This is a genomic window from Streptomyces sp. NPDC051561 (genome assembly GCF_044454195.1).
Lineage (GTDB): Bacteria > Actinomycetota > Actinomycetes > Streptomycetales > Streptomycetaceae > Streptomyces.
The window spans coordinates 677,136-701,534 of the sequence record NZ_JBITDM010000001.1 but is presented as its reverse complement, the minus strand read 5'-3'; the positions used below and the strand labels follow the sequence as shown (position 1 = coordinate 701,534).

The following is a 24,399-nucleotide window of genomic DNA, read 5'->3' as shown; positions in this document are numbered from 1 at the left end:
GTCGGATCGACCTTCTTCGGAAATTCACCCTCTACGGGAAGAGCACCCACACCATGAGCAACTGGCAGAGCAGCAGAGGCCGTTCGGCCGTCACCGCGATGTCCCTGACCGCAGTCCTCGCCCTCACCGCCACCGCGTGCGGCGACGACGGCACGGGCGGCAGCGGCACCGAGGGTTCGGGCAAGGGCGAGATCACCTTCTGGGACAACAACGGCGGTGTCCGCACGGCCGTCTGGCAGGAGATCATCAAGGACTTCCAGGCGAAGAACCCGGACATCAAGGTGAAGTACGTCCCGGTGCCGAGCGAGGACGTGCAGTCGAAGTACGACACGGCCATCGCGGGTGGCGGACTCCCTGACGTGGGCGGCGTCGGCGCGGCGTACCTCGCCAACATCGTCGCCCAGGAAGCCCTGGAGCCGGTCGGTGAGCGCGTCAAGTCCTCTTCGCTGAACGGCAAGCTGGTCCCCCTCATGGTGGACTCCGTCAAGACGGCCGGCGGGCGCGACGACATCTACTCCGTCCCGACCTCCGCGAGCAACGGCACGCTCTACTACCGCACCGACCTGTTCAAGGCGGCGAACCTCCAGGCCCCGACCACCTGGAAGCTGTTCTACGAGGCGGCCCAGAAGCTGACCGACGCCAAGAACAACAAGTTCGGCTACACCATCCGCGGCGGCGCGGGATCCATCGCGCAGGCGCTGGACGCGGCGTACGGGCAGTCCGGCATCACCGAGTTCTGGAGCGGCGACAAGACGACGGTCAACGACCCGAAGAACGTCGCGGCGCTGGAGAAGTACGTCGGTCTCTTCAAGACGACCACTCCCGCGGCCGACGTCAACAACGACTTCAAGAAGATGGTCTCCCAGTGGGACACCGGCACCATCGGCATGCTGAGCCACAACCTCGGCTCGTACACCGACCACGTGAAGGCGCTGGGGGAGGAGAAGTTCAAGGGCATCCCGGGGCCTCTCGGTGACAACGGCACGCGGGTGCAGGTCTCCAACCCGGTCGACGGCCTCGGCCTCTTCAAGGGGAGCAAGAACAAGGCGGCGGCCTGGAAGTTCATCGAGTTCGCCGCCTCCCACGAGTCCAACAGCAAGTGGAACGAGTCGGCGGGCGCGATGCCGGCCAACATCGAGGCGGCCAAGGACCCGTGGGTCAACGCCTCGGAGCCGACCCGGCTCGGCGCGCGGACCCTCACGGACGGCACGACCAAGCTGGTCCAGCTGCCCTACTACCTGCCCGACTGGAACAAGATCAGCAAGGCGGAGAACGAGCCGAACTTCCAGAAGGTGCTGTTGGGATCGATGTCCTCGAAGGAGTTTCTGGACATTCTGGCCAAGCAGTTGAACGAGGCGCAGGTGGAGTGGGAGGAGCAGGCGAAGAAGTAGGCGGGTCGGGGGTTGGGGTGGGGGCTGGGTGTGCGGGTGGGGTGTGGCTGGTCGCGCAGTTCCCCGCGCCCCTCCAGGGGCGCCCCCTCCCGCGCGCCCCTCCACCTCCAGGGGGCACCACTTTTCTTCCGTATGGAATGCGAGGTCTCTTCACCATGTCCGTAACCCGTCGGACCGCCCTCAAGGCGGCCCTCGTGGCCAGTCCGTTGGTTCCGTCGCTTGTGACGCCTGGGGGCGCGGCCGCCGCCACGCCACGCCGCCGCCCCGCTCTCCACCTCGTGGGGGACTCGACCGCCGCGCGGAAGAGCCCCACCGCAGCTCCCGAGACCGGGTGGGGGATGGCGCTGCCGTTCTTTCTCCACCCGCACCTCGCCGTCGTCAACCACGCGGTGAACGGCCGGAGTTCGAAGAGTTTCCTCGACGAGGGGCGACTCGCGGCGGTCCTCCCCCTGCTCCGGCCCGGGGACCTTCTCCTCGTTCAGTTCGGGCACAACGACTCGAAGGCCGCCGACCCCACCCGCTACACCGAGCCCTGGACCACGTACCGGCACTACCTGCGCCAGTACCTCGACGGCGCGCGGACGCGCGGGGCCCGACCGGTGCTCCTCACCTCGGTGGAGCGCCGCAAGTTCGACGCCGCGGGCAACGCCGTCCCGACCCACGGCGACTACCCGGCAGCCGTGCGGGCGCTCGCCGCCGAGGCCCCGGTGCCGCTCGTCGACGTACAGGCGACCTCGCTCACGCGCTGGCAGGCGGTGGGGGCCGAACCGCTCAAGTCGTACTTCAACTGGCTGGAGCCCGGCGAGCACCCCAACTACCCCGACGGAGCGAAGGACAACACCCACTTCCGCCCGCGCGGCGCCATCGAGGTGGCCCGCATGGTCGCCACCGGTCTGCGCGATTCCGGCGCCCTGCACCCGCGCCACCTGCGCCGCCTGAACGGCCCGGTCCCCGACGAGTGGATCACCTGGCCGGCTCCGTAAAGCACTCCCCCCGCCCACCACCCACACCAGGAGTACCCATGCGAACCCGCACCCGCACTCTCGCCACCGCACTCGCTCTGACCTCCTGCGCCACCCTCACCGCTCTCGCCACCACCGCAACGGCCCAGGCCCACCCGCACCACTCCCACCCCCGCGACCCCGCCCGCCAGGCCCTTCCCGCCGGCGACGGCTGGGCGTCCGAGGGCCCCGGCACCACCGGCGGCTCCCGTGCCGCCGCCGCGCACACCTACACGGTCTCCACCTGGGAGGAGCTCCGTGCGGCCCTCGCCGCCCCCGGCACCGCCCCCAGGGTCGTCAAGGTCCGCGGCAACCTCGACGCGACCGCCTCCGGCTGCTCCGCCTTCGAAGCCCCTGGCTACGACTTCAACGCCTACCTCGCCGCCTACGACCCCCAGGTGTGGGGCTACGAGAAGGAGGTCACCGGTCCGCTCGAAGACGCCCGCGCCGCCTCCGCGGCCAAGCAGTCGAAAGCCATCAAGGCGTATGTCCCCGCCAACACCACCCTCATCGGCGTCGGACACGACGCGGGCATCACCGGCGGCAGCCTGCAGATCCAGGGTGTCGACAACGTCATCGTCCGCAACCTCACCGTCGAGAGCCCCCTCGACTGCTTCCCGCAGTGGGATCCGACCGACGGCGCGACGGGCGCCTGGAACTCCGAGTACGACTCGATGGTCGTGTACGGCTCCACGCACGTCTGGATCGATCACAACACCTTCACCGACGGCGCCCACCCGGACAGTTCCCTGCCCCGCCACTACGGGGAGCTCTACCAGCGGCACGACGGCGAACTCGACATCGTCCGGGGCGCCGACCACGTCACCGCCTCCTGGAACGTCTTCGCCGACCACGACAAGACGTTGATGATCGGCAACAGCGACAGCGCGGCCGGCACGGACGCCGGGAAGCTGAAGGTCACCCTGCACCACAACCGCTTCACGGGCATCGTGGAGCGCGCCCCGCGCGTCCGCTTCGGGCAGGTCGACGCGTACAACAACCACTTCACCGTCACCCCCGGCCAGCCCTACGCCTACACCTTCGGCATCGGCCAGGAGTCGCGGCTGTACGCGGAGAAGAACGCCTTCACGCTGCCCGCCACGGTCACCCCGGGCGCCGTGCTGAAGAAGTGGAAGGACGCTCCGGTGACGGCCGTGGGGAACTACGTCAACGGCCGGGGCGTGGATCTGATCGCGGCGCACAACGCCCGGAACCCGGACGACGTGCTGCGCGCCGACGCGGGCTGGACCCCGACCCTCCGCACCCGCGTCGACCACCCGCGCGCGCTGCCGAAGCTGCTCGGCAAGGAGGCGGGAGCGGGCAGGCTGCGCTGACCGATGCTGCTCGTTCGGCCGACCGGACGCCCGTGGGGTGGAGGGGTGTCCGGCCGGTCGGACGTGTGGGCCTGAACTGCCCTTGGGTGTACGGGATTTCGAACCTTGATCGGTATTTCAGAGGATCTCTGTGCGACTCATTGACGCACCCACGGTTCGAATCTACGGTCCCGTTCGAAGTCACGATCATCATTCGAAATATCGAACGCAGCGAACGCGTCGAACACGTCGAACACAGCGAACATGAGGGGTGGGGCATGGGACGAACTTCCTCCCCGAGCCGCAGGACCGTGCTCACCACGATGGGCCGGCTCGGCGCCGTGGGCACCGTCGCCGCCACCGGCGCACTCGCGGCCGGTACCGCCGGGTGCGCCGCACCGCAGGCGGCGGGTGCCGGAAGGACCGGGGTGCGTTTCTGGCATCTTTTCGGCGGCGGCGACGGCATCAACATGCAGGGCATGCTGGAGGCCTTCCGCGCCGCGCACCCGCAGATCGGCCTGGAGGCCGCCACCCTCCAGTGGGGAGCGCCGTACTACACCAAGCTCGCCCTCGCGGGTGCCGGCGGCCGGGCCCCCGAGGTGGCCGCACTGCACCTGGCACGGCTGGCGGGGTTCGCGCCCGGGCGGCTGCTGGACCCGTTCGACCTGGATCTGCTGGGGGAGTTCGGGGTACGGGCGGGGGACTTCCCGGAGGGGATCTTCCGGCGCGGGGCGGTCGGAGGGAAGCAGTACGCCATCCCGTTCGACACCCACCCCATGGTTCTCTTCTTCCACACCGGGATCTGCGAGAAGGCCGGGCTGCTGGACGGGGGCGGAAGGCTCCGGCCCATCGAAGGGGCGGAGGAGTTCACCGAGGCGCTGCGCGCGGTGAAGAAGGTCACCGGGCAGCCCGCGCTGGTGACGGAGACCCTCGGACCCGGAGTGATCGGCCCCTGGCGGCTCTTCTCCACCTTCTACTCGCAGACCGGCGGCACCGTGCTCTCCACCGACGGCAGGACCATCGCCCTCGACGACACCAAGGCGCTCCTCGCCCTGGACTACATGCGGATGCTCGTCGCCGAGGGGCTGGCGGTCCGCCGGGTCGACTATCCCGGCTCGGTCGGCGTCTTCAACAACGGCAGGACCGGCTTCCACCTCAACGGGGAGTGGGAGATCAGTTCCTTCCTGGCGACCGGGCTCCCCTTCTCGGTGGCCCGGGTGCCCAATCTCTTCGGGCGGCCCACCGTCCAGGCCGACTGTCACTCCTTCGTCCTCCCGCACCAGCAGGACCGGGGCGGCGAGAGCAACCGGGCCGCGCACGCCTTCGTCGCCTGGATGCTGAAGCGCAGCGTCGACTGGGCCAAGGGCGGCCACGTACCCGCGTATCTGCCGACCCTCAAGGACCCCGAGTACCTGAAGCTCACCCCGCAGTCGCAGTACCGGTCGGTGATCGACGACGTGGTGCTGGACGAGCCCGCCTGGTTCGCCGGGTCCGCCTCGTCGATGTGGATCGAGCTGGGCGCCGTCTTCTCCGGCGTACTGACCGGCTCCCGCACCCCGCAGAACGCGCTCACCGAGGCCAAGGCCCGGCTGCGGGCCCTCCTCGACACCCGCAACCCCTTCGGAGGTGCGTCCGCGTGACCGCGACCCACACCCCGGCGGTCGGAGCAACTCCCGTCGTGGAAAATGCAGTTGCCTCGGCCGACGGCTCCGTGCGCGTACGGCGCCACTGGTCCGAGCACGGACTGGTCTTCGTCGCCCCCTTCCTGCTCATGTACGCGCTCTTCCTCCTGTGGCCCCTGATCTCCGGGCTCGGCATGAGCGTGCGCAGCGAGAACATCACCGGCGCGGGGGCGGAGTTCGTCGGGCTCGACAACTACGCGGAGGCGCTGGGCGACCCGGACGTCTGGGCGTCGCTCTGGAACACGCTCTGGTTCACCGTCCTGTCGACCGTGCCGCTCGTCCTGGCCGGCCTGGTGCTGGCCCTGCTCGCGCACCAGTTGCGGTGCGTGCAGTGGCTGTGGCGGCTGAGCTGGTTCGCGCCGTTCCTGCTGCCCTCCGGGGTGGTCGGGCTGCTGTTCATGTGGGTGATCTTCCCGTCCGACTTCGGGTTCGCCGACCAGGCGCTCGCGGCGGTCGGGCTGCACCCCGGGATCGGCTGGCTCACCGACGAGCGCTACGCGATGCTCTCCATCGTGCTGACCACGGTCTGGTGGACGGTCGGCTTCAACTTCCTGCTCTACCTGGCCGCGCTCCAGGCCGTACCGCAGCACCTGTACGAAGCCGCCGAACTCGACGGCGCCGGGGCCTGGCAGCGACTGCGTCACCTCACCCTGCCCCTGCTGCGCCGCACCACCGGCGTGGTCGTCGTGCTCCAGGTACTGGCCTCGCTGAAGATCTTCGACCAGATCTACATCATGACGGGCGGCGGCCCCGACGAATCCACCCGGCCGATCCTCCAGTACGTGTACGAAGCCGGGTTCGCCGGCTACCGCATCGGCTACGCCTCCGCCGTCTCGTACCTCTTCTTCGCCCTGATCCTGATCGTCTCCCTGGTGCAGCTGCGGCTGTCCCGGCGCAACCGCGAGGAGAGCGCCCGATGAGCACCGCAGCAGTAAGGCGAAACGGGGACACGGGCCGCCGCCCCCGCCCCACCCCCGGCCGCACCGCTCTCCTGGTCGTCGCCCTCGGTCTCGTCGTCGTATGGGTCCTGCCGCTCGCCTGGGCCGTCGCCACCTCCCTCAAGCCCGAGGGGGAGACGACGAGGACCCCGCTGGAATGGATCGGGTCGACCGTCACCTTCGACGCGTACCGGCAGGTGTGGCAGTCCGGCGACCTCGGCCGGTGGATGTTCAACTCGGCGTACATCTCCCTCGTCACCACCGTCCTGACCGTGGTGCTCTGCGCCATGGCGGCCTATGGATTCGCCCGCACCGACTTCCGGGGCAAGAAGGTGCTGTACGGGCTGGTCCTGGCCGGGATCATGGTGCCGCCACAGGTACTGATCGCCCCGCTCTTCGCCGAGATGGTCGCGCTCGGCCTGGTCGACACCTACTGGGGGGTGATCCTGCCGCAGGTCGCCGTCCCCGCGATGGTCTTCATCCTGGTCAAGTTCTTCGAAGGGGTGCCGCGCGAGCTGGAGGAGGCCGCCTTCGTCGACGGCGCCGGACGCTGGCGGGTCTTCTGGACCATCGTGATGCCGCTCTCCCGGCCCGTCCTCGCCGCCGTCGCGATCTTCACCTTCATCTCCACCTGGAACAACTTCCTCTGGCCGTTCCTGGTGACCACCGACCCGGCCGGCATGACGCTGCCCGTCGGCCTGGTCAACGTCCAGTCCAGCTACGGCGTGCGGTACGCCCAGATGATGGCGTCCGTCGTCATCGCGGGCCTCCCGCTGCTCGTCGTCTTCGCCCTCTTCCAGCGCCAGATCGTGCGCGGAATCGCCCACACGGGCCTGGCCGGACAGTAACTCCCCCTCTCCACAAGAGTGGTGAGGGAGACGTCATGAGTGTTGAAAGGTACGCCCGATGAGCCACCGTCCCGCCCGCTTCGCCCTCGACCCCGCCTTCACCGTCGGCCCGGTCAGCCCCCGCCTGTACGGCTCCTTCGTCGAGCACCTCGGCCGCTGCGTCTACACCGGCATCTATGAGCCCGGCCACCCCACCGCCGACGACGAGGGTCTGCGCGGTGACGTCCTGGACCTGGTGCGCGAACTCGGCGCCACCACCATCCGCTATCCCGGCGGCAACTTCGTCTCCGGCTACAAGTGGGAGGACAGCGTCGGCCCCGCCGAGCAGCGCCCCCGCCGCCTCGACCTCGCCTGGCGCTCCACCGAGACCAACCGCTTCGGCCTCTCCGAGTACCTCGGTTTCCTCCGCAAGGCCGGCCCCGAGGCCGAGCCCATGATGGCCGTCAACCTCGGCACCCGGGGTGTCGCCGAGGCCCTCGAACTGCAGGAGTACGCCAACCACCCGGCCGGCACCGAACTCTCCGAGCGCCGCATCGCCCACGGCGACAAGGAACCCTTCGGGATACGCCTGTGGTGCCTGGGCAACGAGATGGACGGCCCCTGGCAGACCGGCCACAAGACCGCCGAGGAGTACGGCCGCCTGGCCGCCGAGACCGCCCGCGCCATGCGCCAGATCGACCCCGGCGTCGAACTCGTCGCCTGCGGCAGCTCCAGCCGGGCCATGGAGACCTTCGCCGCCTGGGAGGCCACCGTCCTCGCGGAGACCTACGACCTGGTCGACCACATCTCGCTGCACGCCTACTACGAGGAGATCGACGGCGACCGCGACTCCTTCCTCGCCTCCGCCGTCGACATGGAGGCCTTCATCGAGTCGGTCGTGGCGACCTGCGACCACGTGGGCGCCCGGCTGAAGTCCACCAAGAAGATCCAGCTGAGCTTCGACGAGTGGAACGTCTGGTACCAGCGCCGCTTCGCCGAGGAGAGCGCGGCGGCCCCCCTCGACTGGCCGGAGGCCCCCCGGCTCCTGGAGGACAACTACTCCGTCACCGATGCCGTGGTCTTCGGCTCGCTGCTGATCGCCCTGCTCCGGCACGCCGACCGGGTGACCGTCGCCTGCCTCGCCCAGCTGGTCAACGTCATCGCGCCGATCATGACCGAGCCGGGCGGTCCCGCCTGGCGCCAGACCACCTTCTTCCCCTTCGCCCAGGCCGCCCGGCACGGCCGCGGCCAGGTCCTCGACGTACGCCCCGACTCGCCGACGTACCCGACGAAGGCCTACGGCGAGGTACCGCTGCTGCACTCCACGGCGGTACGCGGCGACGACGGCACGGTCACCGTCTTCGCCGTCAACCGTGGCCGGCACCAGCCGCTGCCCCTGGAAGTCGCCCTGCACGGGCTGGAGTTGACCACCGTCGTCGAGCACACCGCACTCGCCGACGAGGACCCCGAGGCCCGCAACACCCTGGCCGACCCCGAGCGCGTCGCCCCGCACCCCGTCCGGACCACCACCCTCACGGACGGCGTCCTGACCGCCGTACTGGAACCGCTGTCCTGGAACGTGATCCGGCTGGGCTGAGACACAGGCTCGGGAAAGGGGCGAGCCCGGCATCAGGGTGGTGGTGGGCTGATGCCGGGCTCTTGGTCGATACGGAGAGGCTCTTTTCCCAGGGCGGCGGGACGGTCGCGTTACCGCGTCCGGCCTCGATCCGTGTCGACGGGGTTCAGAGTAGCCGGTGTGCGGGAGTGCTCGCACCCGGGGTCCCACCTGGGGGCCTCGAAGTCCGGTGTCCCGGGCCTGCCGGTATCACGGAGCGGTCGGCAACTGACGCTTGTGGTCGGTGAGGCGGTAGCGCCGGACGATGGTCGCGAACGCTTCCTCGGAGACCGGCTTGCACTCCAGGAAGTCGTCGATGTCGTCGTACGTGACACCGAGCGAGTCCTCGTCCAGCTTGCCCGGGTCCAGCGTTTCGAGGTCGGCGGTCGGCGGCTTCTGCACCAGCTCGGCCGGGGCGCCCAGCGCCTGCCCGACGGCGCGCACCCGGCGCTTGTTGAGACCGGTGAGCGGTACGACGTCGGCCGCGCCGTCGCCGAACTTGGTGAAGAACCCGGAGACCGCCTCCGCCGCGTGGTCGGTGCCGACCACCAGCCCGTCGTACGCGCCGCCCACCGCGTACTGGGCGATCATGCGCTGCCTGGCCTTGATGTTGCCGTGCACGAAGTCCTGGTGGTGCGCGTCGCGGAAGACCGTGCCGCCCGCCACCACGGCCTCCATCGCCGCATCACTGGCCCGCTTCACATCGACCGTCAGCACCGTGTCGGCCTGGATGAAGTCCAGCGCCAACTGCGCGTCCTTCTCGTCCGCCTGCGTCCCGTACGGCAGCCGCATCGCATAGAACGTCGCGTCCCCACCGGCCGCCCGCACCCGCTCCACCGCCAGCTGACACAGCCGGCCCGCGGTCGTCGAGTCCACCCCGCCGCTGATCCCCAGCACCAGCGACCGCCGGTCCGTGGAGGTCAGGCGCTCGGCGAGAAACGCCACCCGGCGCTCGATCTCCTGCTGTACGTCGAAGGACTCGCCCACCTGGAGATCCCGGGCGATCTCCTGCTGCACGGAAAGGGACGCGGGGTCGGTCACGTTTGCTCCTCGGGTCGAGTCGATCGGTCCCCGCGAGCGCGTGCGGGGGCTCAATCACTCTAGAGGTTCGAGGCGAAGAGCCCAGCTCACGGACCTCGGAGAGGGTGGTCGAACCCCAGGGATCCAGGGACGCGGTGCCCGCCCGACCCGGTGCGGAGGGTCAGCGGCGTCGCCGTACGCGCTACAGGTCCTCTGCGAGGATCCGCTCGATGTTGCGTTCGGCGAGGGCCGTGATGGTGACGAACGGGTTGACCCCCGCGTTGCCGGGGATGAGGGAGCCGTCCATCACATAGAGGCCCGGGTGGCCGTGCAGGCGGCCGTAGTTGTCGGTGGCCTTGTTGAGGACCGCGCCGCCGAGGGGGTGGTAGGTGAGGTGGTCGCCCCAGATCTTGTAGGTGCCGAAGAGGTCGGTGCGGTAGATCGTGCCCTCCTTCTTGTTGATCTTGTCGAAGATGGTGCGGGCGGCGTCGATGCCGGGTTGTTTCCAGGCGCGCTGCCAGTTCAGGTCGACCTGGTTCGCCGCCGCGTTCCAGCTGAACTGGGCGCGGTTCGGGTTGTTGGTGATGGACAGGTAGAGGGAGGCGTAGGTCTCGATGCCGGTGGGCAGCGGGGCGACCTCGGCGAACGCGCCGCCCGCCTCCCAGTTGTCGATGGCGGCGGTGGGCATGGACGCCTGGAGCTTGCCGGTGGCGTCCCACATGTGGTTGGCGCGCCCGCACATGATGTTGCCGTTGTCGCCCCAGCCCTTGCCGATCTCGTCGTTGAGGCGGGGGAGTGCGCCGGTGGCCTTCAGCCGGGTCAGGAGTTTCGAGGTGCCGACGCTGCCCGCCGCGAAGAACACCCGCTCGGACGTCACGGTCTTCGTGCCGATGACCGTGCCCGTGGTGTCGAGCTGCTCGATGACGACGGTGTAGCCGGTGCCCTCGGTCGCCGGGCGGACCGACGTCACCCTGTGAAGTGGCGAGATGACGACCCGGCCGGTCTCGCGGGCCGCCGCGAGATAGGTCTTCTGGAGGGACTTCTTGCCGTAGTTGTTGCCGTACAGCACCTCGCCCGCCAGCGCCGAGCGCGGCACCTCGCCCGCCATCTCCCGCTTCATGTAGTCCCAGTCGTACACGTTCGGTACGAAGACGAAGGGGAACCCGGAGCGCTGGGCGTGCTTGCGGCCCACCCGCGCGTACTGGTAGCAGTCGGCCGACTCCCACCAGGCGGGGTCGACATTGGTGACGCCGAGGCCGGCGTTCGCCCGTGGGTAGTACGTGCCGTACATCTCGTCGGCGTTCACCGACGGGAGTACGGCGCCGAATCTCTCCCGGCGGGGGGTCACGGCCATGCCGCCGTTGACCAGTGAGCCGCCGCCGACGCCGCGCCCCTGGTAGACGGTGATGCCGCTGAAGTCCTCGGCGTCCAGGATCCCGGTGTGCTTCGGCACGTCCTTGTCGAGGGGGAAGCCGAGGAAGTTGCTGAGGGGCTGCTTGGTCCTGGTGCGCAGCCAGAAGGAACGGTGGTCGGGAGTGGTGGTGTTGGCGAAGATCTTGCCGTCGGACCCGGGGGTGTCCCAGGCCCCGCCCATCTCCACCATGTGGACGGTGATCCCGGCGCGGGCCATCCGCAGGGCCGCGACGGAGCCGCCGTACCCGGTGCCGATGACGAGGACGGGGATCCGTTCGCCCGCCAACAGCACCCCGGGCGCGGCGACGGCCGCCCGGGCCGCCGTCGCGGAGAGGGGGCCGGACAGGGTGACGGCTCCGAGGAGCGCGCCGGTACCTGTGAGGAGGCGACGGCGCGACACGTGTGGGGTCGGTGTGGTTGTGGGGGGTTGGGTGGATTCGGAGGACTGGGTGGGAGGAGTGGTCTGGGTGATGTGAGTGGTGTGCGTGATCAATCCGCTCATGCGAGGTTCCTCACTCTCATGGGGAAGAGGAGGGAGTTCTACCGCTACGGGCGTGAAGAGTCGACGCATACCTGTAGGTAACTTCGCTGCCTCCCCGGACGGCGCGAGCCCGTTGTTCGACGTCCGGTGAGGTTGTCCCGGAATTCCGAAGAGGTGTACGGAATGTGTCCCCGTGCTTCACGAAAAAGGCAAACGCATATCTGAACAACGGTTGAGAATTCGATCAAATCCCAGTTCAGGGGCGGGAATTACTCATTGTTTGGCAGGAATTTGCTCTGTCATCAGAGGTTAATGAGATGGCAAAGTAGGGGTCACGACAGCCCTGCAAGCTGTTTCCGGGAGCGTGACCGAGCGGCTGCCGCGCGCAGCCCCCGTACCGCCCCCAGAACCCTCGATGACCACCGACCCGACCACACCGCGTCCGCCCCCACGGCGAGGACGCAGGAGGCAGGCCACCGTGAAAACCCTGATCGACCACGCCCGTTCGTTCGCCACCACTCATGTGGCGGACCCCCGGAACACCGCGGCCTTCGAGGCCCTGCGGGCCGGGCAGTCGCCCGAAGCCCTCTTCGTCACGTGCTCCGACTCACGCGTCGTACCCGCCCTCATCACCGGAGCCCGCCCCGGCGAACTCTTCGAACTCCGTACGGCGGGCAATGTGGTCCCGCCCTACCCCGCCACCGCATCCCCGCGGCCCCCGCAGAGCGAGGCCGCCACCATCGAGTACGCGGTCCGGGTGCTCGGCGTCCGCGACATCGTGGTCTGCGGCCACTCCCACTGCGGGGCGGTCGGCGCCCTCGTACGCGGCGAGGACCTGTCCGCCGTACCGGCCGTACGGGACTGGCTGGAGCACTCGGTGGCGCCCGACGCGGCGGTACGTTCCGTGGCGCCCGCCACCGCGGACGTCGCGGAAGCCGTCCAGGCCCACGTCCTCGCCCAGGTGGAGCGCCTGCGCGCGTACCCCTGCGTCCAGGAACGCCTCGCCGGGAACACCCTCACCCTGCACGCCTGGTACTACGAGGTCCACACCGGCACGGTCACCGCACACCGGTACCAGCCCTCGCACCTGAACCAGCACCGGAGCCAACCCCGGCACCCCGGCCAGGCTCCCGCCTTCGGCCCTCTGTGAGAACGCCGCCGCGCCCCACCGACCGGCCCGCTCCTCATGACAGGACCCCCGCCCCCATGGCACCCATGCACACCTTCCTCGCCCCCTTCCGCGCCCTGCGCGAACCCGGCGTCCTGCGCCAGGACCTCCTCGCCTCCCTGGTCGTCTTCCTGGTCGCGCTGCCGCTGTGCGTCGGCGTGGCCGTCGCCTCCGGCGTCCCCGCCGAACTGGGCCTGGTCACCGGCATCGTCGGCGGCCTGGTCGTCGGCTTCCTGCCCGGCAGCTCCCTCCAGGTCAGCGGTCCGGCAGCCGGGCTCACCGTGCTCGTCTTCGAGGCGGTACGGGAGTTCGGGCTCGGCATGCTCGGCGCGATCGTGCTGCTCACCGGACTGCTCCAGGTGACCCTCGGGCTGCTGCGCTGCGGACGCTGGTTCCGTGCGATATCGGTGTCCGTCGTCCAGGGCATGCTCGCAGGCATCGGCCTGGTGCTCATCCTCGGCCAGCTCTACAGCATGACCGGCGCCGACCAGCCTCTCTCCGGCACCGCCAAACTCACCGGCCTCCCGGGCCTCGCCGCCGACACCTTCACCACCCCCGGCGCCCTGACCGCGGCCGCCCTCGGCCTCGGCACCGTCGCGGTGCTCGTCCTGTGGCCCAAACTCCCCGCGAGGATTCGCGTCGTCCCCGCCCCACTGGCCGCCGTCGCCCTGGCCACCCTCGCCACGGCAGCCCTCTCCCTGGACCTCGAAACGGTGACGGTACGAGGCCTGGCCGACGCCATCCAGCCCCCCGGCGCATCCGACCTGGCCGCCCTCGGCAGCCTCGCCGTCCTCGGCACGGTCCTCGCCTTCACCCTCATCGCCTCCGCCGAATCCCTGTTCAGCGCGGCCGCGGTGGACCGCATGCACGACGGTCCGCGCACCCACTACGACAAGGAACTCGTCGCCCAGGGCGTCGGCAACACCGTCTGCGGCGTACTCGGCGCACTTCCGATGACCGCCGTCATCGTCCGTAGTTCCGCCAACGTCCAGGCAGGCGCCCGCACGCCCCTCTCCCGCATAGCCCACGGCGGCTGGCTGCTCCTCTTCGTGGTCCTGCTCCCCGCCGCCCTCGGCCTCATCCCGCTCGCCGCCCTCGCGGGCGTCCTGATCCACGCCGGCTTCAAACTCCTCCCCGTGCGCGATCTCCTCCCCCTCGCCCGCGCCCACCGGGGCGAAGCCGTCGTCCTCCTCACCACCGCGATCGCCATCCTTCTCACCAACATGTTCGAAGGCGTCCTCATCGGGATCGCCCTCGCGGTCGCCAAGTCCGCCTGGGAGACCTCCCAGGCCAAGGTCTCGGTCAGCGAGTTGACCGACGGTCGCCTCATCATCACGCTCACCGGCAACGCCACCTTCCTCCGCCTCCCCCGCCTCCTGGAAACCCTGGAAGCCCTCCCCAAGGACCGCCCCATAGAGCTCGACCTCACCGCCACCCAGCACCTCGACCACGCCTGCCGCACCACCCTGGAGAACTGGGCGATCCGCCACAACGACAGCGGAGTGGAGGCGGTACGGATGACGACCCACAGGGCGGCCGCCGAGTAGCGCGTACCGCCCCCGGGGCCCCTCGAAGTGGGTGAACTCCGACCGGCTACCGTCCAGTTCCGGCAGCCGGTCGCACGGCCCGGCGTACGGCACCGCGTACGCCGGGCCGTGTGCCGCCACGTACCCGTACGAAGGGCAGGCACCCATGAACCACCCCGAAGACGCCTTCAGGGACATCCCTCCGATGACCCTCGCCGACCTCCTCGGCCGCGAGCAGGTCATGGACATCGGCATCCGCCCGCTGTGGGCCCCGACACCGCGCGTCGCGGGACCGGCGTACACCGTGCGGTGCCCGCCCGGCGACAACCTGATGCTGCACGCGGCCCTCTACCGCGCCGAGCCCGGCTCCGTGGTCGTCGTCCAGTCCGGCGACCTCGACCACGCCCTGGCCGGCGGCAACGTCTGCGCCGTCGCCCGGCGCAGGGGCATCGCCGCCTTCGTCGTCGACGGCGTCATCCGCGACCTCGCCGAGGTCCGCGAGGCAGGCTTCCCCGTCTTCGCCCGAGGTGTCATCCCCATCCCCGGCACCAAGAAGGCCATCGGCGCGCTGGGCACCGAAGTCCGCTGCGGTGGCGTCCTGGTGAACCCCGGTGACCTCGTGGTCGCCGACGAGGAAGGCATCGTGGTCACCCCTGCCGCCCGCCAGGAGCAGACCCTCCGCGACGCCCGCGCCAAACTCGCGAAGGAGGCGTCCGAATCCCTGGACGACTGGGAGGCACAGCACCGGGCGCGCATCGAGAAGGCGCTGAGCGAGGGGGGATTCACGGGCTGACGTGAAGTCCCGGAGTCCCGGAGTCCCGGAGTCCCGGACCCGCAGGCCGCAGCACGCCCCCGCGTCCGCGGGGCGGCCCCCTCTGGCACAATCCCGAGAATCGAACACGAGGGAACAAGCAGGCGCGAGCAGGCGCGAGCAGGGGGATCGGTGTCACGACAGTTCTGGGGTCTGAGTCTGCGGTCCTGGCTGACCCTGACAGTCCTCACGGCGGTGCTGCTGACGCTGGTCGGGCTGGGCTCCTTCGGCGGGCGGCCGGACCACTCCGGCAGCGCCGGAGCCGAGCCCGGCCTGCCGTCCGCCACACCGCACCCCGACCGGAAACTCGCGGGCGGGGTGACGGCCAGACTCATGCAGTGCGGCAAGCAGGGGGATGCCCGGCCCGCCGTACGCGGGGCGGGGGAGCGTGCGAAGGACCCCGGACTGACCGTTCTGGGCTGGGAGACGAACGGCCCCGGCCCCAAGGCCACCCTCCCCCCGGGCGACCAGGGCTTTTCCCTCACGGTGTACGCGGCCGTCAGTGCCGGGCAGCGCACGCTGCGACTGGCGGCTCCGCTCTTCGCCGGCCGGGGCACTGTCGATGTGGTCTCGCCCTGGGGTGCGGGGCGGAGCGCCTCGGCAAGTGGGCTGGATGTGACGGTCGTCGAGGAGGGTCCGGAGCGGAAGCCGGTCGGGGCGCCGGCCTCCGGAGTGCATCACGTCGCCCCGGGCGAACGCCTGTTGCTGAAGGTGGAGGTCCCCTCCGGGGCCATCTGCCCCGGCCTCGACCCGCTCGATGTGATCGCCTGCTCACCCGAGGAGGGCGACGCCCCGGCCGACGCCTGCCCGACCCTCACCCTCACCCTCACGGACCCCGCCGTACGCGCCTACCGCGCGCAGGGCGCCGCCCAGCCGCCCGAGAGGTTCAGCGACCGCCTGGTCGGTGTCCTGTCGAACCCGGCCGACACCGTCACACAGGTCTGAAGGGGGAAAGAGGCCCCGGCTACTGCGCCGGAGGGATCACTCCCGCCGGGAACGCCTCCACGCCCACGATGTGGCGGATCTGCGACGGCTCGATCAGCACGGTGACCCGGCGCTCACCCGGCACCGTCCACTCGTAGTGGTCCGCCCCGGTGTACTTCTTCGCCAGGCGGTCCATCGTCAGCTCCGCCTCCGGGCCCTCCACGAAGCCGACGGCGCGGCCCCGGATCTGGATCCGGTCGTACGGGTTCTCCGCGTCGGCGTGCGAGAGGTAGAGGCGGGGGTCGCGGCGCAGGTTGCGCTCCTTGATGCGGCCCACCGAGGTGTTGAAGAGCAGGTGCTCGCCTTCGAGGTCCAGCCACATCGGTGTGACGTGCGGCGCGCCGTCGGCGTCGACCGTGGCGACGTACCAGAAGTTCGGCGCCTCGATCCGGGCGCGGACTTCCGGGGTCAGGGTGGGGGCCTGGGCGGAGGTGGGGGTGGAGGTCGGGCTCGGGGTCATGGGTGGGGGCTCCCTCTGCTTGCTGCCTGTGGTGCGTCGCGTGTACGGGCGAAGTGCCCCACGCGGCATCGATCCTGACATTCCCTCGGAAGCACGGGATACCGGGGGGAGGTGCCACGGGGACCGGCGTGGCCGGAGCGACCAGTGGTGATGCCCGTGGCGCGAACCCGCTCGACGAGGCTCCAGGTGTCCGGACCGTGCGGGACGGAAGAAAGTTCGCCCGCCCGCGCGACATCCTGGCCGGTCGCGTAGTCATCAGGGGTATGCACGGGGATCACGAAGCAAGCGAACAGGCGGGGACCGAGTGAAGTCAGCACAGGAGGACGCGTACCTGGAGTTCGTGGCGACGAGAGCGAAGCCGCTCTACCGGTCGGCGTACGCACTGGCGGCGGGGGACACGCATCTCGCCGAGGACCTGGTCCAGGAGACCCTCAGCAGGGTCTATGTGCACTGGAAGCGGGTGGCCTCGGCGAAGAGCCCGGCGGCGTACGCCCAGACCGTTCTCGTACGGACCTTCCTCAGCATGCGGCGTCGCAGCAGCACCGGCGAGCGGCCGACCGGGAACATGCCCGACAGTGTGGCCGCCGTCCCCGACGCCGCACTGCGGCTCACACTGCTCGATGCGCTCGGTCAACTGCCGCCCCGCGACCGGGCGGTACTGCTGCTGCGCTACTGGGACGGCCACAGCATCGAGGAGACCGCCCACATGCTCAGGCTGAGCAGCAGCGCGGTCCGCTCCCGGGGCACCCGGGCACTCGGCAGGATGCGCGCCCTGCTCGGCGACAGCCTGTCCGATCTCGTTCCGCACTGAGCGACCAAGAAGCACGACCACGAAAACAACCAGGAACACGACCCAGAAGGCGATATCAGCATGCCGTTCGAAGCAGACCTCGCACATGCCCTGGACCGTACGACCGGCTCCGTCGAGCCCGATGTCAGCTCGCTCATGAGCGGCGCCGTCGAGCGCGGCCGGATCCAACGGCGCCGGCGCAACACCCGGATCCTGGCGGCCGGAGCCGGCGCCTGCGCCGTGGTCGCGGCGGCCGCCCTGGTGCTCCCCGGCGCGCTCGCCGGGACCCGGTCCGGCGGGTCCGACCTGGAGATGGTGGCGCTGGCGGCGCCCCGGTCCGCGATCTCCGGTGACCAGATGACGCAGGCGGTGGAGAAGACGTTCCCCGGGGCCAGGTTCAGCAAGAGGAGCGGGCAGAGCAACAACCCCTTTGACCCGTCCGCCGGGATGGTCGCCAACGGCGGAATGGTCGTCGACGATGGGCACGGCGCCGCCTATGTGGGCGTCTCCGCCATGCGCCTCAAGCTGCCGCTCCAGGACGGAGCCGGGCTGAGCTGCGAGCAGACCCCCGCACGCGCCGAGGGTGACACATGCCGGCTGAGCGAGCTGCCGGACAGCGCCGAGATTCCCGGCGGAGCCATGGTGATGTACGAGCAGACCGCGGCCGGCCGGCCGGTCCGGCAGGACACCGCCCACCGCTGGACGGTGACGGTGACCATGAAGAAGACCGGTGCGGAACTCCGGATGGTGCAGTGGAACAGCACCGGCGGCGGCGACGACGGGAACATGCCGAAGGCGACCCGGCAGGCCCCGCCGCTCACCGAGCAGCAGGCGGTGGCCGCACTCACCGGCGCCACCTGGGCGCCGATCCGCGGCGCTGTCGCCTGAGGCGGCGGTCCGGGAGGCGGCGGTCCGGGAGGGGGCGGCCCTGTCGCGGAGCGGCCCGCATCGCCAGTGACATCAGTGCCGCCGCGGCGCACAGCGTTCCCGTCGCCGTCCAGACCAGGTCGTACGAGCCGAACGTGTCCCGCACCGCGCCGCCCAGGAGTGCGGTGGTGGCGGCGCCGACCTGGTGGGCGGTGTTGATCCAGCCGAAGACGATGGCGCTGTCGTCGCCGTAGTACTCCCGGCACAGCTCCAGTACCGGCGGCACCGTCGCCAGGTCGAGCAGGCCGAACAGGACGACGAAGGCGAGCAGGGAGGGGCTGGTGGTGGCGGTCAGGATCAGGGGGAGGGTGAGCAGCAGGGCGCCGCGCAGGGCGAAGTAGACGGCGAGCAGGCGGCGCGGGGAGCCCCGGTCGGTGAGCCAGCCGGAGGCGATGGTGCCTGCCACGTTGAAGACGCCGATCAGCGCGAGGAGGGACGAGGCGGTGGTGGCGGGCATGCCGTGGTCGTGGGCGGCGGGGGTGAAGTGGGTCCACAGGATGCCGTTGGTGGACGCGCCGCAGACCGCGAAGGCGCCCGCGAGGAGCCAGAACGGGCCGGTGCGGGAGGTCCGGCGCAGGGTACGCAGAGTGCGGCGGGCGGCACCCGGCACCGGAGCGGGCTTCGGGACGAACTCCCTTGCACCGTAAGGCTTCAGGCCCAGATCCGACGGGTGGTCGTGCAGCGCCAGACGCAGCAGCGGGACGGTGACCAGCGCGGCCAGCGCGACCGTGACGAGGGCGGCCCGCCAGGTGTACTGGTCGACCAGGCGGGCCAGCAGCGGCAGGAACGCCATCTGGCCCAGGACGCTCGCGGAGGCCAGCAGCCCGGTGACCAGGCCGCGGCGGCGTACGAACCAGCGCTGGGTGACCGTCGCCCCGAACGCCAGCGCCGTCGAGCCGGTGCCGAGGCCGACCAGCAGGCCCCAGTACAGGGTGAGTTGCCAGGGCTCGGTCAGGACGGTGGCGGTGAGGAGGGCGCCGGTGGCGACCGTGACGAGGGCGGTCATGGCCACCCGCCGGATGCCGTAGCGGTCCATGAGGGCGGCGGCGAAGGGGGCCGTCAGCCCGTACAGCAGCATGTTCACCGAGGCCGCGAAGCTGATCGAGCCGTGCGACCAGCCGAGTTCCTCGTTCAGCGGGCTGGTGAAGAGGCCGGGGAGGGTGGAGAAGGATCCGGTGACGAGGATCGCGAGTGCGGCGGTCGCGGCCACGAGCCATGCGCGGTGCCCTCGGCCGGGCGGGGAGTGGGGGGTGCTGCCCGGCAGGGGCGCAGTGCTGGGCGGGGGTGCGGGGCATGCCGTCCCCGTCCCGCGTTCCGTGCCGGTGGCCGGGCCGGTGGTGGGGTGGGTATCCATGGAAACGATCCTTCGCGACCCGGGCACAGGACGACCACCGGCCAGATAGCCACCCTGTGAAAGAATCTGGCCATGAGTGCTGTGCTGCGCGAAGTCGCCCCGGAAGATCCTGCCCGGGGTGAAGTCGCCCGGGGTGAAGTCGCCCGGGGTGAAGCCGCCCCCGCCCCCCACAAGGTCGCGATCCTCGTCCGGCCCGGCCTCCTCCCCATCGAGTTCGGCATTGTGCACCGGCTGTTCGGGCAGGCCAGGTCGGCGTCGGGCGAGCTGCTGTACGAGGTCGTGACCTGTACGCCCGAGCCGGGCGAGGTGGCCACCGACACCGACATCACGGTCAATGTCGCGCACGGCCCGCAGGTGCTCGCGGACGCGGACACCGTCGTCGTACCCGCTGCCCAGGAGGACTACGGCCCCCAGGAACGGGGCCGCCTCGACCCCCGAGTGGCCGCCGCACTCGCCCATGTCCGCCCCGGCACCCGGATCGCGTCCATCTGCACCGGCTCCTTCGTCCTCGCGGCGGCCGGACTCCTCGCCGGGCGGCGCGCCACCACCCACTGGAAGTCCTGCGACGAGTTCCGCGCGCTGTACCCGGAGGTGGACCTCGACCCCGACGTCCTCTACACCGACGACACCGGAGTCCTCACCTCCGCCGGTGTCGCCTCCGGCATCGACCTCTGCCTGCACATGATCCGCGCCGACTTCGGGGCGGCCGTGGCGGCCGAGGTGGCCCGTGCCACCGTCGTACCCCCGCACCGCGAGGGCGGCCAGGCCCAGTACATCCAGCGCCCGGTCCCCGCCCCGGAGATCTCCTCCACCGGCCGCGCCCGCACCCATGCCCTGGCCCACCTCGACCGCCCGCTCACCCTCGCCGAGCTCGCCTGCGAGGCCTCCATGAGCATCCGCACCTTCAGCCGCCGCTTCCGCGAGGAGACCGGCCTCACCCCGGTGCAGTGGCTCTCGCTCCAACGGGTTGACCGGGCACGGCAGTTGCTGGAGGAGACCGACCTCCCCGTCGACCGGATCGCCCATGAATCCGGCTTCGGTACGGGAACCTCGATGCGCCAGCACTTCCAGGCGGTGCTGGGAGTCTCACCCCACGCCTACCGGGGGACCTTCCGGGGGCCGCGCACGCAACGGACTTAGGGCATAGGGGGGTTGCGGAGTCACGGCCGCACGCCGCCCCGGCGCCCGGCCGGCCGCGCCGACACCACCTGCCCCAGCGCCAGCACACTCAGCCCGAACATCAGAATGCCCAACGGAACGTGCAGCGAGGCCACATGGGCGATGCCCACGGCCACCTGCACCGAGGCGAGCACCAGGAATCCCGACGCGTACAGGACCGGACGCGGGGAGGCGCCGCCCCGCCGCCACGCCAGGACCGCCGCGAGGACGTACAGCATCGACATGCCGTACATCACCCGCGAGCCCACGTCGTGCAGCAGCATCCCGGTGGACGAGGACAGCAGCAGTCCGGCGGTGACCGCCTGGAAGAACAGGGCCAACGTCTGCAGCGCTATCGCGACCTGCACGAACGTGACATTGCGGGGTGCGGTGCGCTGATCGGTCATCGTCCGGGTGGCCATGATGTGGTCCCCACTTCTGCCTGGCGGCGGTGGCTCGGTACTGTCTCGGCAGCTTGACGACGCAGGCCCGCGAAATGTGAGGCGCGGAGGCGGACTTCTCTGTCCCGGACCGCTCCGCACCGCACTGAGCGGAACGGAACCGAACGGACCTGCACGGCACAAGCGGGAGCGGAGCGGACGAGATGAACCAGGAAGCCGGAACTTTCACGATCGCCGGTGAGCGGCGCCGACTGATCGACCTCAGCTACCGGTTGCTCGGTTCGCCGGCCGAGGCCGAGGACGCCGTACAGGAGACCTTCGCCCGCTGGTACGCCATGTCACGGCCGCAGCAGGAGGCCATCGAGACCCCCGGCGCCTGGCTGACCACCGTGGCCGGCCGCGTCTGCCTCGACATGCTCGGCTCGGCGAGGGCCAGGCGGGAGCGTTACGTCGGCGAATGGATCCCCGAACCGCTGCCGGACCACAGGGAGTGGGCCGGCGGCCGGGCGGCCGACCCCGCCGACCGGATCACCCTCGACGAGTCGGTGAACATGGCCTTCCTCGTCGTACTGGAGTCGATGACCCCGGCCGAGCGGGTGGCGTTCATCCTGCACGACGTCTTCCGCTACCCCTTCGCGGAGGTCGCCGAGATCGTCGGCCGCAGCCCGGCGGCCTGCCGCCAGCTGGCCTCGTCGGCCCGGCGACGTATCGACGCCACCCGGGCCCCGGCCGCTCCCGCAGCCCAACAGGCCTCGCTGGTACGCAACTTCAAACTGGCCTGGGAGGCCAAGGACATCCAGGCCCTGGTCGGCCTCCTCGACCCCGACGCCACCATGGTCTCCGACGGCGGCGGACTCGTCGGCACCGTCCTCCACCCGGTCGTCGGCAGCGAGGACATCGCCGCCTACCTCATCCACATCGCCGACAAGGCCCCCGGCCTCACCCTCCTGGAACGTACCGTCAACGGCGTCCCCGGGCTGGTCGCCCAGCACTCCGGCAGCACCGCGACCGTCGCGGCGTTCGCCCTCGCGGACGGCCGGATCACCCATATCTGGGCGATCCGCAACCCGGAGAAACTCCGGGCGTGGACCACCACCTAGGTTTTCCTCAGCGGCGCCGGAACCGTCCTCCACCAGGACCGAGGAGGCCCAAGGGACCCGCGCTCGACCTCCGCACCCCGCCCCCCGCACCGACCCGAAAATCCCTGGTCAGCGCCGATTTTGCATGGCAAGCTCCCCAGTCGTACCCCGCAGCACACCCTCACGCGCATTCGGTCACGGACAGGCGAGCACTATGAACAAGATCGTGGACAGCAGGCCGGACGAGGCCACGGACGGCATCCTCATCACCACCTTCGCCGACCGGCCCGACCTCATTCCGCGCGCCTACGAAATCGCCGACACCTGGCCGGAGTTCACTTCCCACGAACCGGTCGTCGGAGCGTTGCTGCACCGGGTGGTGGAGGAGTTCCCGCAGTACTGCGTGGTCGCCACCGCAGGGGACCGTGTGGTCGCGCGCGGGTTCAGCGTGCCGTTCAACTCCGTCCTCGACGGCCGCGAGGAAATGCCGGACAAGGGCTGGGACCAGGTTCTGATCTGGGCCTTCGCCGACCTCACCCACGCCCGCCCGACCACCGTGGCCAGCGCCCTGGAGATCACCATCGACTCCGGTCACCTCGGCCGGGGCCTCTCCTCCCGGATGCTCTCCGCCATGCGTGACGCCGTCGCCACCCAGGGCCACAGCACCCTCCTCGCCCCCGTCCGCCCCAACGCCAAACACCTCCGCCCCCGCCTCCCGATGTCCGACTACCTCCGCGAACTGCGCCCCGACGGCCTCCCCACCGACCCCTGGCTCCGTGTCCACGCCAAGGCCGGCGGCACCATCGAGAAGATCGCCGCCGCCTCCATGACCACCAGCGGCACCCCCGCCCAGTGGCACCGGTGGACCGGCGTCCCCTTCGACCACGACGGCCCCGTCGTGGTCCCCGGCGCCCTGGTCCCGGTGCACTGCGACCTCACCCACAACCACGCGGTCTACGTCGAACCGAATGTGTGGGTGCGGCACCGAGTGGCAGGGGCGTAGCAGGCTGGACGCCACTCGTACGCATGGACGATCATGGTGGGATGTCGCTTCTTACGCATGAGGCCGATCAGTTCGAGGGGTTCAGGGGGCGCTTGGAGGCGATCGCCTACCGGCTGCTGGGGTCGGCCGGGGATGCCGAGGACGCGGTGCAGGAGGCGTTTCTGCGGTGGCACGCGGCGGACCGGGAACGGATCGAGGTTCCCGAGGCGTGGCTGACGAAGGTGCTCACCAATCTCTGTCTGAACCAGCTGACTTCGGCGCGGGTGCGGCGTGAGACATATGTGGGGCAGTGGCTGCCGGAGCCGGTGCTGGCGGGGGATCCGATGCTCGGGCCCGCGGACACGGCCGAGCAGCGGGAGTCGGTTTCGCTGGCGGTGCTGATGCTGATGGAGCGGCTGTCGCCCAACGAGCGGGTGGTGTACGTGCTCCGGGAGGCGTTCGGGTACGGGCACCGGGAGATCGCCGAGATCCTGGAGATCGGCGAGGCGAACTGCCAGCAGATCTACCGGCGGGCCAAGCGGCATCTGGCCACGGACCGGGCCCGGACCGAGATCGGCGCGGTGGCGGCGCGGAAGGTGGTGGAGGGGTTTCTGGCGGCGGCGCTGAGCGGGGACACCGAGCCGTTGGTCCGGCTGCTGGCCGATGACGCGGTCGGGGTGGCCGACGGCGGGGCCAAGGTTCCGGCGCGCAGGAGTCCGGTCCTCGGGGCGCTCGGCATCGCGCGGTATCTGCGTGGCCTGTTCCGGCCGTCGGCGCACAAGCGGGCGATGGTGGGTGGCGGGAGTGCGGCCGTCCACGCGGTGGTCGTCAACGGTGGGCCCGCGGCGCTGGTGACGGCGGGGGAGCAGGTCGTCGGTGTGCTCAGCCTGGAGATGGCCGCGGAGGGTGTACAGGCCGTCAATATCCATGTAAATCCGGATAAGTTGGAGCGGATTGCGCGCCGGTGGGCGGCCGAGGGGCCGCATCGGCCGGTCGTGGCGCTGTGGTGACCCAGGTCACATGAGGTTTCTGTCAGGGATGGGGCGGCTGTCCGGTTCAAGGGGTGAGTCCCGCCGGA

The 24,399-nt window shown here is 70.5% G+C and carries 22 protein-coding genes; 17 read left to right on the top strand and 5 right to left on the bottom strand.

Annotated features, from left to right (window positions below; genetic code table 11):
• Nucleotides 1-53 precede the first annotated feature (53 nt).
• The 7 genes from ACIA73_RS03205 to ACIA73_RS03175 all read left to right on the top strand — a co-directional run bounded on the left by ACIA73_RS03205 (nucleotide 54) and on the right by ACIA73_RS03175 (nucleotide 8,749).
• On the top strand, nucleotides 54-1,391 hold the full coding sequence (locus tag ACIA73_RS03205; RefSeq protein WP_399436500.1) for an ABC transporter substrate-binding protein: 1,338 nt from the start codon (nucleotides 54-56) through the stop codon (nucleotides 1,389-1,391).
• A gap of 155 nt (nucleotides 1,392-1,546) precedes the next feature.
• Entirely contained in the window at nucleotides 1,547-2,374 is an 828-nt protein-coding gene (locus ACIA73_RS03200; RefSeq protein ID WP_399436499.1) for a rhamnogalacturonan acetylesterase, read from the top strand.
• Nucleotides 2,375-2,412: 38 nt separating this feature from the next.
• Nucleotides 2,413-3,726, top strand: coding sequence for a polysaccharide lyase family 1 protein (locus tag ACIA73_RS03195; protein WP_399436498.1), 1,314 nt, complete (start codon nucleotides 2,413-2,415; stop codon nucleotides 3,724-3,726).
• A 257-nt stretch (nucleotides 3,727-3,983) separates the two neighbouring features.
• Nucleotides 3,984-5,345 (top strand): extracellular solute-binding protein, encoded by a 1,362-nt coding sequence (locus ACIA73_RS03190; RefSeq protein ID WP_399436497.1) that lies wholly within the window; start codon nucleotides 3,984-3,986, stop codon nucleotides 5,343-5,345.
• A gap of 38 nt (nucleotides 5,346-5,383) precedes the next feature.
• The gene (locus tag ACIA73_RS03185; protein WP_399436762.1) at nucleotides 5,384-6,307 is read left to right on the top strand and encodes a carbohydrate ABC transporter permease; all 924 of its coding nucleotides are present in this window, start codon (nucleotides 5,384-5,386) and stop codon (nucleotides 6,305-6,307) included.
• Entirely contained in the window at nucleotides 6,304-7,173 is an 870-nt protein-coding gene (locus tag ACIA73_RS03180) for a carbohydrate ABC transporter permease (RefSeq protein WP_399436496.1), read from the top strand. The genes ACIA73_RS03185 and ACIA73_RS03180 overlap by 4 nt, the downstream gene beginning before the upstream one ends.
• A 58-nt stretch (nucleotides 7,174-7,231) precedes the next feature.
• A complete protein-coding gene (locus ACIA73_RS03175; RefSeq protein WP_399436495.1) occupies nucleotides 7,232-8,749 on the top strand; it encodes an alpha-N-arabinofuranosidase in 1,518 nt (505 codons plus the stop codon).
• Nucleotides 8,750-8,977: 228 nt separating this feature from the next.
• On the opposite strand, the gene nadE is transcribed toward ACIA73_RS03175, so the two are convergent.
• Nucleotides 8,978-9,808, bottom strand: a complete 831-nt coding sequence (nadE, locus tag ACIA73_RS03170) for an ammonia-dependent NAD(+) synthetase (protein ID WP_399436494.1) — start codon at nucleotides 9,806-9,808, stop codon at nucleotides 8,978-8,980.
• A 181-nt stretch (nucleotides 9,809-9,989) separates the two neighbouring features.
• Nucleotides 9,990-11,702 (bottom strand): GMC oxidoreductase, encoded by a 1,713-nt coding sequence (locus ACIA73_RS03165; protein WP_399436493.1) that lies wholly within the window; start codon nucleotides 11,700-11,702, stop codon nucleotides 9,990-9,992.
• Between the two features lie 457 nt (nucleotides 11,703-12,159).
• Here ACIA73_RS03165 and ACIA73_RS03160 point away from each other — a divergent pair, with 457 nt between their 5' ends.
• From ACIA73_RS03160 to ACIA73_RS03145, 4 genes are all read left to right on the top strand, one after another.
• Complete coding sequence (locus ACIA73_RS03160; protein ID WP_399436492.1) at nucleotides 12,160-12,831, top strand: carbonic anhydrase; 672 nt, start codon at nucleotides 12,160-12,162, stop codon at nucleotides 12,829-12,831.
• Nucleotides 12,832-12,896: 65 nt separating this feature from the next.
• Nucleotides 12,897-14,396: a SulP family inorganic anion transporter gene (locus ACIA73_RS03155; RefSeq protein ID WP_399436761.1), complete on the top strand. Its 1,500-nt coding sequence runs from the start codon at nucleotides 12,897-12,899 to the stop codon at nucleotides 14,394-14,396.
• A gap of 145 nt (nucleotides 14,397-14,541) precedes the next feature.
• Nucleotides 14,542-15,168 carry an RraA family protein gene (locus ACIA73_RS03150; RefSeq protein WP_399436491.1) on the top strand — a complete coding sequence of 209 codons (627 nt, stop codon included), beginning with the start codon at nucleotides 14,542-14,544 and terminating at the stop codon, nucleotides 15,166-15,168.
• 150 nt (nucleotides 15,169-15,318) lie between these two features.
• Complete coding sequence (locus ACIA73_RS03145) at nucleotides 15,319-16,131, top strand: hypothetical protein (RefSeq protein ID WP_399436490.1); 813 nt, start codon at nucleotides 15,319-15,321, stop codon at nucleotides 16,129-16,131.
• Between the two features lie 19 nt (nucleotides 16,132-16,150).
• Here ACIA73_RS03145 and ACIA73_RS03140 read toward each other — a convergent pair whose 3' ends face one another.
• Nucleotides 16,151-16,630: a PPOX class F420-dependent oxidoreductase gene (locus tag ACIA73_RS03140; protein WP_399436489.1), complete on the bottom strand. Its 480-nt coding sequence runs from the start codon at nucleotides 16,628-16,630 to the stop codon at nucleotides 16,151-16,153.
• A gap of 304 nt (nucleotides 16,631-16,934) precedes the next feature.
• On the opposite strand from ACIA73_RS03140, the gene ACIA73_RS03135 reads away from it, so the two are divergent.
• Both ACIA73_RS03135 and ACIA73_RS03130 read left to right on the top strand, forming a co-directional pair.
• Entirely contained in the window at nucleotides 16,935-17,441 is a 507-nt protein-coding gene (locus ACIA73_RS03135; RefSeq protein WP_399436488.1) for a SigE family RNA polymerase sigma factor, read from the top strand.
• Between the two features lie 60 nt (nucleotides 17,442-17,501).
• Complete coding sequence (locus ACIA73_RS03130) at nucleotides 17,502-18,308, top strand: hypothetical protein (RefSeq protein ID WP_399436487.1); 807 nt, start codon at nucleotides 17,502-17,504, stop codon at nucleotides 18,306-18,308.
• On the opposite strand, the gene ACIA73_RS03125 is transcribed toward ACIA73_RS03130, so the two are convergent.
• Complete coding sequence (locus tag ACIA73_RS03125) at nucleotides 18,265-19,701, bottom strand: MFS transporter (protein WP_399436486.1); 1,437 nt, start codon at nucleotides 19,699-19,701, stop codon at nucleotides 18,265-18,267. The genes ACIA73_RS03130 and ACIA73_RS03125 overlap by 44 nt on opposite strands.
• 72 nt (nucleotides 19,702-19,773) lie before the next feature.
• Between ACIA73_RS03125 and ACIA73_RS03120 the strand changes: the two genes are divergently transcribed.
• Nucleotides 19,774-20,841: a GlxA family transcriptional regulator gene (locus tag ACIA73_RS03120; RefSeq protein ID WP_399436485.1), complete on the top strand. Its 1,068-nt coding sequence runs from the start codon at nucleotides 19,774-19,776 to the stop codon at nucleotides 20,839-20,841.
• Between the two features lie 20 nt (nucleotides 20,842-20,861).
• On the opposite strand, the gene ACIA73_RS03115 is transcribed toward ACIA73_RS03120, so the two are convergent.
• A complete protein-coding gene (locus ACIA73_RS03115) occupies nucleotides 20,862-21,281 on the bottom strand; it encodes a hypothetical protein (protein ID WP_399436484.1) in 420 nt (139 codons plus the stop codon).
• 182 nt (nucleotides 21,282-21,463) lie between these two features.
• On the opposite strand from ACIA73_RS03115, the gene sigJ (ACIA73_RS03110) reads away from it, so the two are divergent.
• The 3 genes from sigJ (ACIA73_RS03110) (at nucleotide 21,464) to sigJ (ACIA73_RS03100) (ending at nucleotide 24,331) form a co-directional block, all read left to right on the top strand.
• Nucleotides 21,464-22,360: an RNA polymerase sigma factor SigJ gene (sigJ, locus tag ACIA73_RS03110; protein WP_399436483.1), complete on the top strand. Its 897-nt coding sequence runs from the start codon at nucleotides 21,464-21,466 to the stop codon at nucleotides 22,358-22,360.
• 193 nt (nucleotides 22,361-22,553) lie between these two features.
• The gene (locus tag ACIA73_RS03105; protein ID WP_399436482.1) at nucleotides 22,554-23,342 is read left to right on the top strand and encodes an N-acetyltransferase; all 789 of its coding nucleotides are present in this window, start codon (nucleotides 22,554-22,556) and stop codon (nucleotides 23,340-23,342) included.
• 41 nt (nucleotides 23,343-23,383) lie between these two features.
• Nucleotides 23,384-24,331, top strand: coding sequence for an RNA polymerase sigma factor SigJ (gene sigJ / locus ACIA73_RS03100; RefSeq protein WP_399436481.1), 948 nt, complete (start codon nucleotides 23,384-23,386; stop codon nucleotides 24,329-24,331).
• Nucleotides 24,332-24,399 lie beyond the last annotated feature (68 nt).

Coding starts and splice junctions, on each gene's coding strand:
- ACIA73_RS03205 (WP_399436500.1), top strand. CDS start 54: ATGAGCAACTGGCAGAGCAGCAGAGGCCGTTCGGCCGTCACCGCGATG.
- ACIA73_RS03200 (WP_399436499.1), top strand. CDS start 1,547: ATGTCCGTAACCCGTCGGACCGCCCTCAAGGCGGCCCTCGTGGCCAGT.
- ACIA73_RS03195 (WP_399436498.1), top strand. CDS start 2,413: ATGCGAACCCGCACCCGCACTCTCGCCACCGCACTCGCTCTGACCTCC.
- ACIA73_RS03190 (WP_399436497.1), top strand. CDS start 3,984: ATGGGACGAACTTCCTCCCCGAGCCGCAGGACCGTGCTCACCACGATG.
- ACIA73_RS03180 (WP_399436496.1), top strand. CDS start 6,304: ATGAGCACCGCAGCAGTAAGGCGAAACGGGGACACGGGCCGCCGCCCC.
- ACIA73_RS03175 (WP_399436495.1), top strand. CDS start 7,232: ATGAGCCACCGTCCCGCCCGCTTCGCCCTCGACCCCGCCTTCACCGTC.
- ACIA73_RS03165 (WP_399436493.1), bottom strand. CDS start 11,702: ATGAGCGGATTGATCACGCACACCACTCACATCACCCAGACCACTCCT.
- ACIA73_RS03155 (WP_399436761.1), top strand. CDS start 12,897: ATGCACACCTTCCTCGCCCCCTTCCGCGCCCTGCGCGAACCCGGCGTC.
- ACIA73_RS03150 (WP_399436491.1), top strand. CDS start 14,542: ATGAACCACCCCGAAGACGCCTTCAGGGACATCCCTCCGATGACCCTC.
- ACIA73_RS03140 (WP_399436489.1), bottom strand. CDS start 16,630: ATGACCCCGAGCCCGACCTCCACCCCCACCTCCGCCCAGGCCCCCACC.
- ACIA73_RS03130 (WP_399436487.1), top strand. CDS start 17,502: ATGCCGTTCGAAGCAGACCTCGCACATGCCCTGGACCGTACGACCGGC.
- ACIA73_RS03125 (WP_399436486.1), bottom strand. CDS start 19,701: ATGGATACCCACCCCACCACCGGCCCGGCCACCGGCACGGAACGCGGG.
- ACIA73_RS03120 (WP_399436485.1), top strand. CDS start 19,774: ATGAGTGCTGTGCTGCGCGAAGTCGCCCCGGAAGATCCTGCCCGGGGT.
- ACIA73_RS03115 (WP_399436484.1), bottom strand. CDS start 21,281: ATGGCCACCCGGACGATGACCGATCAGCGCACCGCACCCCGCAATGTC.
- sigJ (WP_399436483.1), top strand. CDS start 21,464: ATGAACCAGGAAGCCGGAACTTTCACGATCGCCGGTGAGCGGCGCCGA.
- ACIA73_RS03105 (WP_399436482.1), top strand. CDS start 22,554: ATGAACAAGATCGTGGACAGCAGGCCGGACGAGGCCACGGACGGCATC.
- sigJ (WP_399436481.1), top strand. CDS start 23,384: ATGTCGCTTCTTACGCATGAGGCCGATCAGTTCGAGGGGTTCAGGGGG.